The 15,162-nt window shown below is 75.5% G+C and carries 11 protein-coding genes; 1 reads left to right on the forward strand and 10 read right to left on the reverse strand.

What is annotated here, in order from left to right:
- Nucleotides 1-52 precede the first annotated feature (52 nt).
- From ACYVGT_RS26230 to mnmA, 3 genes are all read right to left on the reverse strand, one after another.
- Entirely contained in the window at nt 53-1,138 is a 1,086-nt protein-coding gene (locus ACYVGT_RS26230) for a methionine synthase (protein WP_460863089.1), read from the reverse strand.
- Nucleotides 1,139-1,342: 204 nt separating this feature from the next.
- Nucleotides 1,343-1,855 (reverse strand): DedA family protein, encoded by a 513-nt coding sequence (locus tag ACYVGT_RS26235; RefSeq protein WP_460863090.1) that lies wholly within the window; start codon nt 1,853-1,855, stop codon nt 1,343-1,345.
- 255 nt (nt 1,856-2,110) lie between these two features.
- The gene (gene mnmA, locus ACYVGT_RS26240) at nt 2,111-3,205 is read right to left on the reverse strand and encodes a tRNA 2-thiouridine(34) synthase MnmA (protein ID WP_460863091.1); all 1,095 of its coding nucleotides are present in this window, start codon (nt 3,203-3,205) and stop codon (nt 2,111-2,113) included.
- Nucleotides 3,206-3,427: 222 nt separating this feature from the next.
- Here mnmA and ACYVGT_RS26245 point away from each other — a divergent pair, with 222 nt between their 5' ends.
- Nucleotides 3,428-4,609, forward strand: a complete 1,182-nt coding sequence (locus ACYVGT_RS26245) for a DUF695 domain-containing protein (protein WP_460863092.1) — start codon at nt 3,428-3,430, stop codon at nt 4,607-4,609.
- Nucleotides 4,610-4,696: 87 nt separating this feature from the next.
- Here ACYVGT_RS26245 and ACYVGT_RS26250 read toward each other — a convergent pair whose 3' ends face one another.
- From ACYVGT_RS26250 to ACYVGT_RS26280, 7 genes are all read right to left on the reverse strand, one after another.
- On the reverse strand, nt 4,697-5,881 hold the full coding sequence (locus ACYVGT_RS26250; protein ID WP_460863093.1) for a cysteine desulfurase family protein: 1,185 nt from the start codon (nt 5,879-5,881) through the stop codon (nt 4,697-4,699).
- 503 nt (nt 5,882-6,384) lie between these two features.
- On the reverse strand, nt 6,385-7,329 hold the full coding sequence (locus ACYVGT_RS26255) for an electron transfer flavoprotein subunit alpha/FixB family protein (protein ID WP_460863094.1): 945 nt from the start codon (nt 7,327-7,329) through the stop codon (nt 6,385-6,387).
- Between the two features lie 30 nt (nt 7,330-7,359).
- A complete protein-coding gene (locus ACYVGT_RS26260; RefSeq protein WP_460863095.1) occupies nt 7,360-8,136 on the reverse strand; it encodes an electron transfer flavoprotein subunit beta/FixA family protein in 777 nt (258 codons plus the stop codon).
- A 292-nt stretch (nt 8,137-8,428) separates the two neighbouring features.
- Nucleotides 8,429-10,771, reverse strand: a complete 2,343-nt coding sequence (locus tag ACYVGT_RS26265) for a serine/threonine-protein kinase (protein WP_460863096.1) — start codon at nt 10,769-10,771, stop codon at nt 8,429-8,431.
- Between the two features lie 776 nt (nt 10,772-11,547).
- Nucleotides 11,548-12,096, reverse strand: a complete 549-nt coding sequence (locus ACYVGT_RS26270; protein ID WP_460863097.1) for a YbaK/EbsC family protein — start codon at nt 12,094-12,096, stop codon at nt 11,548-11,550.
- Nucleotides 12,097-12,299: 203 nt separating this feature from the next.
- Nucleotides 12,300-13,103 (reverse strand): enoyl-CoA hydratase/isomerase family protein, encoded by an 804-nt coding sequence (locus ACYVGT_RS26275; protein ID WP_460863098.1) that lies wholly within the window; start codon nt 13,101-13,103, stop codon nt 12,300-12,302.
- 55 nt (nt 13,104-13,158) lie between these two features.
- Nucleotides 13,159-15,009, reverse strand: a complete 1,851-nt coding sequence (locus ACYVGT_RS26280) for a hypothetical protein (protein WP_460863099.1) — start codon at nt 15,007-15,009, stop codon at nt 13,159-13,161.
- Nucleotides 15,010-15,162: the final 153 nt, after the last annotated feature.

Consider the following 15,162-nt stretch of genomic DNA (forward strand, 5'->3'; position numbering starts at 1 on the left):
GCCCCGGCCGCCGCAGGGCCGGCGTCCTCGGCGGCCGGCGGCACCGCCCCGGTCAGGCCCCGGTGGGGTCGTCGCGCAGGACCCGTGCCGCGGTGCGGCAGGCGTCGAGCGCGGCGCGGGCACCCGCGGGCGAGGCGCCGGCCAGCCCGCAGGCGGGAGTAGCCACGACCGCCTCCGCGAGCAGGTCAGGGGCGAGACCGATGCGGTTCCACAGCGTGCGTACGGCAGAGACGTTACCGACCGCCGGTGACACTTTGCCTGCGTCCGGAGCCGTGTCGGCGCGTCCGTCCGAATCACTCGGCGCCGCGGCTGGTCCCGGCGCGGGACCGGTGGGCACGGCGCCCAGGAGCAGCCCGGCGCCGTCCTCGACGGCGGTGCCGACCGCCTCGTCGTCGGCCGCGGTGAGACGGTCGGCGTCGAGCCCCAGCACGCGGGCACCGGAGCGGTGCAGGAGCTCCACCGGCGCACCGGCCGCGCAGCAGTGCACAGCGGGTACCGCACCCGCGGCGTCCACGGCGGAGAACACGGAGGCGAGGATTTCCCGGGCGGTCGTCGGGGCGGGGGCCCGGTAGCGCCGGTAGCCGCTGGCGGTGGGGATCCGGCCGGCCAGCACGGCGGGCAGCGACGGCTCGTCGAGCTGAACGACGAGCCGCGCGCCGGGCAGCCGCGCGGCGACGTCGGCGACGTGCCGGGCGATCCCTTCGCACAGCGACGCGGCGAGGTCGGCGACTGCGCCGGGGTCGTAGAGCAGGCGCTCCCCGGACCGCAGTTCAAGGCTGGCGGCGAGAGTCCACGCGCCGGCCGCCTGGATCTTGAACGGGCCGCGGTAGTCCTTGCCGTGCTCTTCGACGGCGTCGAGGTCGTAGGCGAGCATGCTCCGGGACCGCGCGAGATCGCGTCCGGCGCCGCGGGCCGCCCGCCAGCCGGTCGGCTGCACCTCGACCGGGAAGTCGACGAGCAGCCCGGCGGTCCGGCCGACCATGTCGGCCCCGGCGCCGCGGGACGGAAGCTCGGGCAGGTGCGGGAACTGCGGCAGTTCGCCGAACACCGTGCGCGCCGCCTCGCCCGGGTCATCCCAGGGATAGGAGCCCACCCCGGTCCAGCTCGCCACGGGCCACGGATATCGCTGCTCAGTCACGTCGGCCAAGCCTAGGGCACCCGGCCGGCGGCCACGAAGAACGGGACGGCAGCCGCACACCACCGCTCGGGCCCACCCGGGCGCTTCCGCGGCCGCTGCCCCCAGGACTGCCGCGGCGCGCGGGGCCGGGCCAGGAGTGGCCGGCCGGGGGCGGGTGATCGCACGGGCACGGCGCGCTGCAGCACGCCTTTGCCGCCAGCACCCTCAGCCGGAGACCGCCTCAGAGGGCTCGGAATCCTCCTGCTGGGCGGCCCGGGTGCGGCGGCGGCGCAGGGCGATTACGGTGACGGCCACAGCGGCGACTAGCGCGGCGGTCGAGGCGGCGAGGGCCGGCGAGTGGAGGAACATGTTCCACCAGACCGTGATGACGGCGAGGCCGCCGAGGCTGTAGAGGCCGGCCCAGAGCGCGCAGCCGACCAGCATCGCCGCCAGGTAGCGCGGGAAGGACATCCGCATCGCACCGGCCACCAGGTGCACGGCGGTCTGGATTCCGACGGTGAGGTAGGCCAGCGCGACGACGGGCGGGCCGAACCGGTCGATCAGCCGCTCGGCGCGGGTGAGCCGGCCGCCCAGCCGGGTGCCGAACCGGGACGCGTGCAGTCCGGCACCGAGACCGCGGCCGATCCAGTAGGTGGCCTGGGTCCGCACGAAGACGATGCCGAAGAGCGCGGCGTACACGATCCACAGGGGCTGGCCCTCTAGGAACCCGTACTCCATCGGACCTCCCGGTCAGTCCGCACGTCCGGCGCGAACAATGATAAGGCTAACCTAACTCACTGCCCAGTGGCCGGGCGCCCCGGGTTCCCGCCGCCCCGAAGCGGCCGGCGGGAACCCGCGCACTGCACCGGCGTGCTGCCGCGCGGTGCGCATCCGTGCACACCGTCGTTCCCACCGCGCACCCGGCGGCACACTGCAGCGGCCGACCGGGCCGCGGAGGGGCATCGGGCGGGGTTTGGGGGCAGCCGGGGCGCGTCAGGCGCGAGCCGCGGTCCGGGTTTCGGAGATGCGGGCCGAGCCGAGGACCGTGTCGCCGGTCTCGGCGTCGTAGAGGACCGCTGCCTGGCCGGGCGAGATGCCGGCGGCCGGCGCGTCGAGGTCGATCCGGAGGGCGCCGTCGGCGCCGACCGAGGCGGTGCAGCCGTAGACCTCGCCGTGCGCCCGCAGCTGCACCCTGCAGGGCAGCGGCGCGTCCGCCGCGGTCAGCGGGGCGCGCCCGGACCAGACCGGCTCGCGCGCGACGACCCCGTCCACCTGCAGCGACGCGCGGGACCCGACCGTGACCGTGTTCTCCACCGGCTCGATCGAGAGCACGTAGCGGCGGTCCGGCGCTCCCCCGAGGTTGAGGCCCTTGCGCTGGCCCACCGTGTAGGCGTGCGCACCGGAGTGCTCGCCCACCACGGCGCCGTCCTCGTCCTTGATGGGGCCGGGCCGGCTGCCGAGCCGGCCGTGCAGGAAGCCGGCGGTGTCGCCGTCGGCGATGAAGCAGATGTCGTGGCTGTCCGGCTTGCCGGCCACGGCCAGGCCGCGCCGCGACGCCTCCTCGCGCACCTCGTCCTTGGTGCAGTCGCCCAGCGGGAACATCGCGTGCGACACCTGCTCGCGGGTGAGCACGCCGAGCACGTAGGACTGGTCCTTGCCCTGGTCGACGCTGCGCACCAGGCGCCCGTCGACGAGCCGCACGTGGTGGCCGGTGCACACCGCGTCGAAACCGAGCGCGACGGCGCGGTCCAGCACCGCCTCGAACTTGATCTTCTCGTTGCAGCGCAGGCACGGGTTGGGCGTTTCACCGGCCGCGTAGGACTCGACGAAGTCCTGCACGACCTCGCGGTCGAACTCCTCGGCCATGTCCCAGACATAGAACGGGATGCCGATGGCGTCGGCCGCGCGGCGGGCGTCCCGGGAGTCCTCCACCGTGCAGCAGCCGCGCGCGCCGGTCCGGTAGGACTGGGGGTTCTTGGACAGGGCGAGGTGCACACCGGTCACATCGTGCCCGGCGTCCACGGCCCGTGCTGCGGCCACGGCGGAGTCCACGCCGCCCGACATGGCGGCCAGTACGCGCAAAGTCATAACGCCTCCAGAGTATGCGCTCTGCGCTGCCGCCCCGCCGCCTGTTTTCCGGCGCCCGCACCCCACCGCTGCGCGGGCGGCGGTGCGCGGTGGCTGGCGCAGCGCCGGCCGGCGGCCGCAATGGGCCGCGGTCTCCATCACAGCTCGGGGTGCGCACGGTGCCGGCGGGACAGGGGTACCGCGAGTGGCACGGGTGCCGTGCGGTTCTGCGAAAATCGGACCATGGGACTGTTCCGCCGCCGCCGCTCTGCCGCTTCCCCTTCCGCTGAAGCCATCGACGCGTTCTGGTCTGCCTGGCCGGAGTTCCGGACCGCGCTGGCCGAGGCGATCGACGCCGGCGAGCCGGTCCCCGAAGCCGCCGCGGAGCGCGTCAGCGCGCTGATCCGCGCGGTCCACCCCGCGCTCGGCTGGGAGACGGCGCCCGCGCCGCGGCCCGGCCCGGTCGGCTTGGAAGACCTGCAGGCCTCCCTGGACACCGATCCGGGCGAGCTGATGGCGCGGCTGGCCGGCCTCGACGACCCCGACTCCAGTGCGGACACCGCTGCGGCCGCCGGCGCCTCCTACGCGCTCACGCTGCGGGCCGGCGCCGACGACGACGCGCGCATCGCGGCGGAGCGGTGGGCCCGCTCCGCGCCGCCCGAGCCGGCGTGGACCTTCCGCCCGGCGGTGCCGACCGACCACGACGCGCTCGGCCGCCGCCTGGACTGGAACGGCCATGAGCTGGACCTGAGCCACTCCAGCGTCGAACTGCGCGCGGACCGCGGCAGCGGGCGGCTGACCGCGGGCGTCTACCACCCCGACTTCATGTTCCTGCCGGACGACGAGCAGCAGGGCGTCGCCGAGCACGTGGTGATGCTCGCGCTCGGCGAGGACGACTACGTGCGCACCATCGGCGCGGTGCACCCGCTGGTGGAGAAGCCGCTGGACCCGCTGCCGCCGACGACGATCCCGGCGGTCGCCCAGCAGCTGGGCGGCACCGGCGGCGGGGGCTGGGTCAGCGTGAAGGGCCGGATTCCGCTGCGCGGCGCCGTGGAGCTGCTGGTGCGCCACCCGGTGCAGCGGCGCGACTTCCCGGTCTTCACGCTGCTGGCGCACATCGTGCTGCCCTATTCCGAGGCCGACGAGGAGAAGCTCCCCTCCGGCGCCGGCGCGGAGACGCTGGACGCGTTCACCAGCCGCCTCAACGAGGTGCTGGGCACCGACGGGGCCCTGTTCGCCAAGCAGAGCGGCTCGGGCCAGCAGGAGCTCTTCTTCTACGTCGACCCCGAGTCGGGCGTGCTGCCGTCGTTGGAGGCGGCGCTGCGCGATTGGGACCAGGGCCGCCCGGCGTTGGAGACCCGCCTCGACCCGGAGTGGCGCGCCTTCGGCATGCTCAGCCGGCCGCTGCGGCGCAACCTGCCCTAGGGCGCGCGGCCCAGCCCCCCGGGGCGTCCGCGCCGGCGGGCCGCCGCGGCGGCTGCGTCCGCTGCGCCCCTCCGCTGCGCGGCGCGGTCAGACGCGGTCGGCGACGCGGCGCTTGGCCCGCGCGGCGCGGGCCCGCGCCACTGCGGGACCGATGGCGGCGCCGAGCCGGTCGGCGTCGGCGTCGGTGGAGCCGCGGCCCAGGCTGAACCGGAGCGAGGACTGCGCGGCCTCTTCGTCGGCGCCCATCGCCAGCAGCACGTGTGACGGCTGTGCGACCCCGGCCGAGCAGGCCGACCCGGTCGAGCAGGCGATCCCCTGCGCGTCCAGCAGCATGAGCAGGGCGTCGCCCTCGCAGCCGGGGAACGACAGGTGGGCGATACCGGGCAGGCGGCGTGCCGGGTGGCCGTTGACGACGGCCTCCGGGACCGCGTCCTGCACGGCCGCGACCAGCCGCGTGCGCAGCCGCTCCAGCTCGGCGGTGTGCTCGGCGCGCTCGTCGACCGCGCTGCGCACCGCCATGCCCAGGCCGCGCACGAGCGGGCCCATCAGGGTGCCGGAGCGCACGTCGCGCTCCTGGCCGCCGCCGTGCAGCACCGGGACCGGGTCGACGCCGCGCGCCAGCAGCAGCGCGCCCGCGCCGACCGGCGCGCCGAGCTTGTGGCCGGACAGGGTGAGCGCGGACAGCCCCGGCACGTCGAAGCCGACGTCGGCGGCGCCCACGGCCTGCACCGCGTCGGTGTGGAAGGGCACCCCGAACTCGGCGGCGACCGCGGCCAGCTCGCGGATCGGCTGCACGGTCCCGACCTCGTTGTTGGCCCACATCACCGAGGCGACCGCGGTGCCCTCGGGGTCGCGTTCGAGCGCGGCACGCAGGGCGGCCGGGGTGACGGTGCCGGCGGCGTCGACGGGGATCTCCTCGTAGACGGCGCCCTGGTGGTCGGCGGTCCACCGCGCCGGGTCGAGGACGGCGTGGTGCTCGACGGCGCTGACCAGGATGCGCCGGCGCCGCGGGTCGGCGCGGTGGCGCGCCCAGTAGAGCCCCTTCACGGCGAGGTTGTCGGCCTCGGTGCCGCCGCCGGTGAAGACGACCTCGTTCGGGGTGGCGTTGAGCGCGCCGGCGATGTCTTCGCGGGCCTCTTCAACGACGCGGCGCGCAGCGCGGCCGGCACTGTGCAGAGCGGAGGGGTTGCCCAGACGGCCGAGCTCCGCCGAGACCGCTGCCGCGACCTCGGGCCGGATGCCGGTCGTGGCGGCATGATCCAGATACACCATGGCGATCCCAGGATAGGCGGACCGGAACCCGCCGGACGCACCCGGGCGCCCGGTCAGCGGCGTCCCGGCGGACGCCGCCGGCCGCCGCGGCGGCGCAGCCCGCCCGGAGTGCCGAAAGACACACCGGGCCCGGCAGCGCGTCCGCGCCCCGCAGGCCCGGACACGTTCGGGGACGGGGTCCTCAGAGCACCGGCGCCGCGCAGCAGTGCGTCCCGGCGGCCCGTGCACCCCGGCGTCCCCGCGCCGCCGGCGCAGCGCAGCCCCGGCCCCCGCGGAGCGCTCCGCACGCTGCAGCCGGCCCGCCCGGCCCGGTGGACGGCCCGGCAGGGACGGGCAGGCCGCCCAGCGCCCCGAGCCTCAGGAGGCGCGCAGGAGGAGATCGCTGCCGGCCGCCCGCCGGTGCACCGGTCCTGACCGGCCCCACCCCGGCCCGGCGGGCCCCGGGCGCACTGCGGCCCCGGCGGACAGGGGGTCCGCCAGGGCCGGTGCAGGGAGTGCGGGTGCTACTTGCGCTTCTCGATCTCCTCGGTCAGCTGCGGGGCGACGGTGTGCAGGTCGCCCACCACGCCGAAGTCCGCCAGCTCGAAGATCGGCGCCTCCGGGTCCTTGTTGACCGCGATGATGTTCTTCGAGGTCTGCATGCCGGCCCGGTGCTGGATCGCGCCGGAGATCCCGAGCGCGACGTAGAGGTTCGGGCTGACGGTCTTGCCGGTCTGGCCGACCTGGAACTGGTTCGGGTACCAGCCGGAGTCGACCGCGGCACGCGAGGCGCCCACGGCCGCACCGAGGGAGTCGGCGAGCTTCTCGACGACGGTGAAGTCGTCGGAACCGACACCGCGGCCGCCGGAGACCACGATCGCGGCCTCGGTCAGCTCCGGGCGGGCGCCGCGCTCCTGCACGACGCGCTCGGTGACCTTGGCGCCCTTCGCGGCGTCGGAGGCGGCGAAGTCGACCTGCTCGACCGCCCCGGCTCCGGCGGCCGGCTCGGCCGGCACGGAGTTGGGCCGAACGGCGACGACCGGCGTGCCGGCCGCGACCTTGGCGTGGGTGACCGTGGCGCCGCCGAAGATGCTGTGCTCGGTGACGATGTCGCCGGTGACGTCGACGACGTCGGTGAGCACGCCGGAGCCGAGCTTGACCGCGGTGCGGCCGGCGATCTCCTTGTTCTCGGCGGTGGCCGAGACCAGGACGGCGGCGGCGCCGGTGTCCTGGGCGAGCTTGGCGAGCAGCTCCGCGGTGGGCGCGACGACGTAGTCGTTGAGCTCGGCCGGGGCGACGTAGACCTTCTCCGCGCCGAACTCGGCGAGCTTGGCGGCGCCGTCGGCGGCACCGTCGCCGACCCAGACCGCGGACGGCTCGCCGATCCGGCGGGCCGCGGTGAGCAGCTCGGTCGCGACCTTCTTGACCTCACCGTCGACGTGGTCGACGAGGACGAGGACCTCAGTCATGGTGTGAATCCCTCTTTCGTCTCGCCGGACCTATACGAACTTCTTCTCGGCGAGGAAGTCGGCCGCCTTCGCGCCGCCGTCGCCCTCGTCCTTGACGATCGTGCCGGCGGCCCGCGGCGGAGCCGGGGCTGCGTCGACGGTCTGGGTGGCAGCGGCAGCCAGGCCGACCTTGCCGCTGTCGATCCCCGCGTCGGCGATGGCGAGCTTGGCGACCGGCTTCTTCTTCGCCTGCATGATCAGCTTGAAGGACGGGTAGCGCGGCTCGTTGATCTTCTCCACCACGGAGACGACCGCGGGCAGCTGCGCCTCGACCACGTCGTAGCCGTAGTCGGTCTGGCGCTGCACCGAGATGGCGGTCCCGTCGACGTCGACCTTGCCGGCCAGCGTGAGCTGCGGCAGGCCGAGGTATTCGGCGAGCGCAGCGCCGATCACGCCGGTGCGCGCGTCGGTCGACTCGGAGCCGAGCACGACCAGGTCGAACTCGACCGTGCCCAGCGCCTGGGCGAGGGCGTACGCGGTCTGCAGGGCGTCGGAGCCCTGCAGTGCGTCGTCGACGACGTGCACCGCCTTGTCGGCGCCCATCGACAGCGCCTTGCGGATCGAGTCGGTGGCCTGGTCCGGCCCCATGGTCAGCACGGTGACCTCGCCGCCGTGCTTCTCCTTCAGCAGGAGCGCTTCCTCGATCGCGTACTCGTCGAGCTCGTTGATGACCCCGTCCGACGCGGCACGGTCCAGCGTGTGGTCCTCAGCGAGCTTCCGCTCGGTCGCCGTGTCCGGGACCTGCTTGACCAAAACGACAATATTCATGGCCGGTGGCCGACCTCCCTGCGCTTCCGTGGCGTCGCCCACTCGGACGGCGCGGACGCCGGTGCGTCCGTGGCCCCAAGAGTGCCAAACGCGCTGCTGTCATCCGGTGGCGGGGTGGCCTTCGACCGGGCATCCCGCCTGTTCGTGAGTCCTCGCCCCTGATGTTACCGGCGAGTAGCCGCCAAGGCGAACGTATCCCCTGTCACGCTCCGCGGAGATCTGCGAACGCCCGGCGCGGCGGACGGGATCCGGAGGCACCGGAACGCGCCGCCGCGCCGCGGAGCGCGGCGGATCAGCCGAACGGGTTGCTCGGCGTGAGCCAGATCCAGGCCGGCGAGGCGCTGAACCCGTAGGAGAGCACCAGCATCGCAAACAGGATCGTGAAGACGATCACACCCCAGTACACGTAGACACTGCGGAACGCCGCCTTGTCCACGAGCTCGAGCGCCTGGTGCCGCGCCTCCCGGGTGTTCGGCCCGACGAAACTGACCAGCACCATGATGAACAGGGCGTAGGCGACCACGTTGTTCGCGCCGTCCCGGCCGGTGATCATGCCGATCACGAAGCCGACGACCAGCCCGACCAGGAAGTAGCCGAGCCCCATCAGCAGGTTGCGGCCGAGGTTGCGGAGGAGCGCCACCGGCATGTCGAGCGCGACCACGATGGTGTCGGAGGAGCGCGGCGCACGGGTCTGCAGGCGCCGCGCGTGGTTGCGCTTCACCGTGCCCAGCGCGCCCAGGAAGCTGATCGCCAGCATGCCGAGGATGGTGCCGACCCAGGGCACCACCAGCGTCAGCCCGGCCACCAGCGCCCCGACCGGGATCAGGTAGAGCCGCGGCAGGTGCCAGCGGTCGTCGTCGTAGTAGTCGGAGTCGGGCGCTCCGCCCCAGTAGTCGCCGACGCTGTCGCCGCCGGACTTGCGCCACCGGCCCAGCAGCCCGGTGCGCGGCCCGCCCTCGTCGCCGTCCTCCCCGGAGCTGCGCCGGCGCCGGGAGCCCGGCTGCTCGACGGGCGGAAGCAGGTCCTCGAACTCCTCCGGCCGCAGCGTGGAGTTGAAGTACTGGGTCTGCGGTCCGGCCCCCCGGTCGTCTTCGTCGTCCTCAGGCGCGGCGTAGGAGCGCATCTCGCGCCCCCCGCCGGGCGGCAGGACGCCGGTCGCGTCCGGCGGGAGCACACCCGTGGCGTCCGGCGGGAGCGCCCCGGTGGCCTGCGGGTCCTGCCCGCGGCCGGACGGCGGCACCGCCATCGTGCGGCCGCCCTGGTCGTCGGCGGGGCCGTGGCCCTGCTGGCCCCACTGCGGCGCGGAGGCGTGGTGCCCGGTGGCGGGCCCCTGCCCGGCCTGCGGTCCGACCTGCTGCGTGTGGCCGGCCGATCCGGGGTGCGCGCGGGTGGCCTCGCCCGGCCCGTACTCGGTGGCCGGGCCGTACCCGCCGAGCAGGTCGCCGGCGCCGTATTCGGTGGCGGGGCCGTACTCCGTGGCGGGGCCGTACTCGGCGGCCGCGCCGTACTCGGTGGCGGGCCCGTAGTCGCCGGGCCGGCCGTGGCCGGACGCGTGCGCGGCGGACTCGGCCGAGTCGGCGTCGCGGTCGCCGCGGCCGCCGAACGCGGCCCCTGCGGCAGCGCCGGCCGCCGCGCCCGCCGCCATCGCGCCGAATGCGGCGCCCGCACCCGGGCCGCCGCCCGCCGGCGGTGCGGCGTGCGAGCCGTGCGGCTGGTCGGACTCGGCGGGCTGCTGCACCGCGCCCTGGACCGTGTGCTTGCCGGTGAGGCCGGAGGAGACGTAGGCGGCCATGTCTTCGCTGAGCGGCAGGTCCAGGTTGAGCCGGCCGGTCTCGGTAACGAGCTGCGCCGCGCTGGGGCGGGCGCCCATGTCGCGCGCGACGGCAGCCATGACCAGCGGCTTCAGCCGCTCGTCCATGCCCTCGACGTTGATCTCGCCGTTCAGGATTCGGAAGAAGATGACCTCGAACGAGCCGGCCCCGTAGGGCGGGTGGCCGGTCGCGGCGAAGGAGACGGTGGCGCCCCAGGCGTGCACGTCGGTGGCCGGGCCGAGGTCGGTGCCCTCGATGACCTCCGGGGAGAGGTAGCTGGGCGTGCCGACGAAGGTGCCGGTCTGGGTGAGCTTGGCGCCGTCGACGGCGTGCGCGATGCCGAAGTCGATGACGATGGGCTCGCCGTTGGAGATGATGACGTTGCCGGGCTTGAGATCGCGGTGGATCACGTCGGCGGCGTGGATGTCGTCGATCGCGCGGGCCATGCCGGACGTGAAGTTGGTGAGCGCGCGGCCGCGGAGCGGGCCGTGCTGCTCGACGGTGGCGTCCAGGGTGGGGCCGGGGATGTATTCGGTGACGACCCAGGGCCGCTCAGCGCTGGTGTCCGCGTCGATGACCTCGGCGACATTGCGGCTGTGCACGCGGCGCATGGTCGCGACCTCGCGGTCCAGGCGGGCGCGGGCTATCCCGTCGCCGGCGACCTCGGGCCGCAGCACCTTGATGGCGACCAGCCGGTCGTGCACGGGGTCGTAGCCCTGGTAGACCACGCCCATCCCGCCCTGGCCGATCCGCCTCCGCACGGAGTACGGGCCGACACGGTCCGGCAGCTCCTCGCCCTCGGGGAAACCTGCCGACATTGCCATTGCGAACTCATCCCCTCACAACCCGCAAACCACCACGACCAGCTTAGCCGTCGCAAGGAGGGCCATCCGGCCCTCGGCCGCCACCCCGCGCAACCCCACGAGTATGACGGATAATCCGCGCCCCGGGTCCGTGACCGCCGATGCGGGCGGCCCTGCGGGCCTTGCCCGCCGACTGCGCTCCCGGCCGCGGCCCGGCCGCCGCCGAAGCGCTGGCCGGGTCCGGCCGCAGCGGTCCTGCGGGCACCGGGCGCCGCAGCCTGGGAGGCGCTCCGGTGCCGCGGCGGATCACGCCGGCGACGGGGTGCAGAGCGCCGTCCGCCCTGTTCAGGGGGCCCGCTGGGTGTGCGGGGGTACTGGAGTTCTCCGCAGCGGCGGATGCTGTCCGGGAGCGCGGGGCAGAAGGCGGGGCCAGGGAAGCCTAGCGGGGATGCGCGGGAAGTCCGAGTCCGCGCCGGTCCGGGAGCGCGGCTGCGGGCGCCCGCCGGACGTCCCGCAGCGCCCGCGGGCCTGCCGGGGCACCGGGCGCTCCCGCGCGGCACCCGGCGCCGCAGCAGCTCAGGGCTCGGGGGGCGGCCGCCGCAGCAGGCGCGGGACCACTGCGGTGGCCCGGGCGTCCTGCAACCCGATCGGAACCGAACACCCGCACGATCCCCGCGTGCGCGCTCTCCCTCCTCCCCCGGCCGCCGGCGCCAGACGCCGATCGGGACGGGCCGATCGGCCTGGGAGCACCGCCGGCAGGCGGGCGCAGCTCCGGGCTGGGAGCGGCTCCGACGACGTCAGGCAGCCGCCCCGAGGCCGTCCAGGACCTCCGCGGCGGGCAGCGCCGCCAGCAGCGCGCCGGGCACGATCAGCTTGGCCGCCCGGGTTCCGGCTCCGATGAGGACGGAGGGCGCGGCGGCGACGGCAGGGTCGACGAGCACCGGCCACTCGGCGGGCAGGCCGACGGGGGTGATGCCGCCGTACTCCATGCCGGTCGCGGCGACGGTGTCCTGCTGCGGAGCGAAGCTCGCCTTGCGGGCCCCGAGGCGGCGGCGGACGGCGCCGTTGACGTCGGCGCGGGTCGTCGCAAGGACGACGCACGCCGCCATACGCAGTTCACCGCCCCGCTTGCCGCGCACGACGACGCAGTTACCGGACGCCTCCGGCGGCACACCGTAGGCGTCGCAGCAGGCCGCGGTGTCGGCCAGCGCCGGGTCGACTTCGGCCAGCAGCACCCGGGAAGCGTCGATCCCGCCGCCCTCCAGCGCCGCCGCGACGGGCGGCGCGAGCAGGTCGGGCCGCTCCAGTGCCGGAACCGCGTCCAGTCCCCAGATCCGCTCTGCCATGCCCTGGTCGCCTCTCTCTCCTGGCCCGGCCGCCGCGCAGACGGCACCTCCGCCGCGCTGCCGGCTGCGCCGGGGCCCGCTCGCCGGCCCCGCGGCGCGGCCGCGCGGGCAGCGGCGGGGCCGGGCACACGTCCTGCACCGGCCCCGGCAGCCGGTGCCGGCTGCTGCCGGAAACCCCTCGCGGCTCCCTGCAGCCGCATTCATCAGCGGCCGGTGAACTGCGCCTTTCCCGGGCCGTTCTCGACGAAACTGCGCATGCCCTCCGACTGGTCGTCCGTGCCGAAGAGGCCGGAGAAGTGGATCCGCTCGATCTCCAGACCGGTGGCGAGGTCCGCTTCCAGGCCGCGGTCGACGGCCTCCTTCGCGGCGCGCAGCGCGGCCGCGGGCCCGCCGGCGTAGCGGGCGGCCTGGGCCACGGCGGTTCCGTACACCTTGCCGGGCGGGGCCACGGTGTCGACCAGCCCGATCGCGAGCGCCTCGTCGGCGCGGACGTGGCGGCCGGTGAAGATCAGGTCCTTGGCACGCGCCGGGCCGACCAGCCGCGGCAGCCGCTGGGTACCGCCGGCGCCCGGGATGATGCCGAGCTGGATCTCCGGCTGGCCGAGCTTGGCGTCCTCGGCGGCCACCCGGAAGTCGGCGCACAGCGCCAGCTCGCAGCCGCCGCCGAGGGCGTATCCGGTCACCGCCGCGATCACCGGCTTGGGGATCTGCGCGACGGCGGTGAAGGCGTCCTGCAGAGTGCGCGAGTGGGCCGCCATCTCGGCGAAGCCCATGCCGGCCATCTCCTTGATGTCGGCGCCCGCCGCGAACACCCGCTCACCGCCGTAGAGGACGGCGGCGGCGACCTCCGGGTCAGCCGACACGGCACCGGCGGCCGCACCGATCTCCCGCTGCATCTGCGCGTTGAGCGCGTTCATCTTGGGCCGGTCCAGCCGGATGACCGCGACTGCCGGGTGCTCGTCGTCGGTCACGACCCGGACGAACTCGCCCGTGTACTTCTCGCCCACGTACGCCGCCTTCCCTCATACCGCGCCTGCGCGCCGGAGTTCCGTCCCCGGTTGTCTACCACGCGGGGGCGAAGACGACCGCGTCGCTCCCCGTGTCCGTGGTCGCCGACAGTCTGACCTGCTCCACCGGCGGGGCGCCCCGGTCCGGCCCGGCCACCTCCAGCTCGCCGCCGTCGGCCGTGCCGTCGGCTCCGCCGGAGACCGCGAGCTCGGTTGTACCGCGGGAGCCGGCGGCCAGGAAGGACCAGGATCCGTCGCCGTCCTCGAACCAGGTGCCGGCGGCGATGTGCCGGCTGAGGTTGCTGCAGTCCCAGCCGTTGCTGCGCTGGCCGGCGGGCAGCGCCTCGGTGCCGTCGCCGCGGTCGGCGAGCAGGTGGACGCGGGCCTCGCCGCGGCCGGACTCGGCGCCGAAGCGGGTGCACACCCACCGGCCCTCCCCGCCGCCGGGCAGGTCGGTGACGGCGAACTCCCAGGCGGTGGCGGTGGCGACCGGGCTGTCCGGCGGCGGCGCGGCGCAGCCCAGCTCCGACCAGAGCTCGAAGCCCCCGGAGTCGCCGGTGAGCTCGTGCGGACCGAGGCGGCGGATCTCGGCCGGGGGCGGCGGCATGTAGCCGATGTGGGCGGTGGCGAGCCCGCCAGTGTCGCGCACGGTATAGGCCTGGCCGTGCGCCACGTCGGGCGCGCGGAGCCGCAGGATCGGGCCCTGGGAGCACTCCGACTCCTCGGGCGCCGCGACCGGTGCGGTGACGCCCTGGCCGTCCACCTCCACCGTGCTCCAGTCGGGCCCGCCGCGATCGGGTTCGGCGGTGTCGGCCTCGGTGACCCAGGGCGGCAGCAGGTAGCGGGCGGCGGCTCCGTCGGCGGTGAGGCGCAGGCCCGGCCAGTGGGCGACCCCCGGTTCCGGGGCGGGGGCGGCCGCAACGCGGCCGCCCTCGGCGCTCCCGTCCTCGGCGTAGCGGACCAGCCGCGGGGGGTCGTGCAGCAGCACAACGGTGCCGTCGGCCGCTTCCCCTCCCGCGGTGCCGCCGTCGGCGGCCCGGCGCTCATCGGCAGCCGCGCCGCTGCCGCCGAGCGCTCCGGGGACCTCGCCGGCGAAGAGCAGGCGGGCATCGGCGGTGGGATCGGGGAGCTGCTCGTCGGCGCGCCACCGGTGCAGGGCGCGGTCGAGCAGCTCCTCATCGCCGGCCCGCTCGCCGCGGGTCTCCCAGGCTGCCAGGTCCAGCCGGAAGGTCTCCCGCCACTCGTCCGCGCCGGTGCGGGCGAGCCCGTCGGCCGCGACGGGCTGCGCCGCCCCGTCCCCGGCGGGCCGGGGCGGCTCCGCTGTCGGCACGGCCAGCAGGACCGCGGCCACGGCGGCAGCGGCGGCGACCGCCGGGACCGCCCGCCGCACCGGCCGCGACCGGTGCGCGCGGACGCGGACCACGGACGGGTCGAAGGCGACCCGCTGGATGAGCGCCTCCTGGTGGCTCCGGTCGAATCCGGTCGCTGCGGCGACCGCGGCGGCGAGTTCGGCGGCCGGCGGTGTCGGACCGGCACGGGCTTCGTCCAGCACTGCTCGGGCCTCGGCGTCGGTGAGGCCGCCGGAAATGGCCAGGGCGTAGGCGGCGCGGTCGGCCCGGCTGAGCCGGAGCAGGGCGCGCAGGAGCATGTGCTCGTCGGTGCCGCCGCCGAGGGTGCGCATCTCCAGCGCACCGTGCCCGCGGCGGGGGCGGCCGCGCAGGGCGCGGCGGACGACGGCGAGCCGGGCGCCCTCTTCGGTCGGCGCGCGCAGCGGCCAGCGCCGGCGCAGCGCGGCCGACGCGGCGTCGAGCACGTTGGCGGGCAGGGCGGCGTCACCGCGCTGGTCGAGGCGGATCAGGTAGCCCAGTCGCGCCAGATTCCGCCGCGGCTCGCCGTTCGGCACCATGTCCACCCCTCGCCCGCCGAGTATCAACTCACGGCGATCATCCGTGTGCATACCGTTGCCATGAGGTCGGGAGTCTATGCCCCCCTTTCACACCCCCGGTGCGAGACGGGGAAATGCGGATGTACGCCCCGGATGCGGTGGTTTCCGACTGTT

The sequence above is a fragment of the Nocardiopsis coralliicola genome, assembly GCF_054779695.1.

What these genes read in the sequence shown, in the direction of transcription:
- ACYVGT_RS26270 (WP_460863097.1), bottom strand. Translation starts at nt 12,096, where the DNA reads ATGGCAGAGCGGATCTGGGGACTGGACGCGGTTCCGGCACTGGAGCGG.
- ACYVGT_RS26255 (WP_460863094.1), bottom strand. Translation starts at nt 7,329, where the DNA reads ATGACTGAGGTCCTCGTCCTCGTCGACCACGTCGACGGTGAGGTCAAG.
- mnmA (WP_460863091.1), bottom strand. Translation starts at nt 3,205, where the DNA reads ATGACTTTGCGCGTACTGGCCGCCATGTCGGGCGGCGTGGACTCCGCC.
- ACYVGT_RS26280 (WP_460863099.1), bottom strand. Translation starts at nt 15,009, where the DNA reads ATGGTGCCGAACGGCGAGCCGCGGCGGAATCTGGCGCGACTGGGCTAC.
- ACYVGT_RS26265 (WP_460863096.1), bottom strand. Translation starts at nt 10,771, where the DNA reads ATGGCAATGTCGGCAGGTTTCCCCGAGGGCGAGGAGCTGCCGGACCGT.
- ACYVGT_RS26245 (WP_460863092.1), top strand. Translation starts at nt 3,428, where the DNA reads ATGGGACTGTTCCGCCGCCGCCGCTCTGCCGCTTCCCCTTCCGCTGAA.
- ACYVGT_RS26260 (WP_460863095.1), bottom strand. Translation starts at nt 8,136, where the DNA reads ATGAATATTGTCGTTTTGGTCAAGCAGGTCCCGGACACGGCGACCGAG.
- ACYVGT_RS26250 (WP_460863093.1), bottom strand. Translation starts at nt 5,881, where the DNA reads ATGGTGTATCTGGATCATGCCGCCACGACCGGCATCCGGCCCGAGGTC.
- ACYVGT_RS26235 (WP_460863090.1), bottom strand. Translation starts at nt 1,855, where the DNA reads ATGGAGTACGGGTTCCTAGAGGGCCAGCCCCTGTGGATCGTGTACGCC.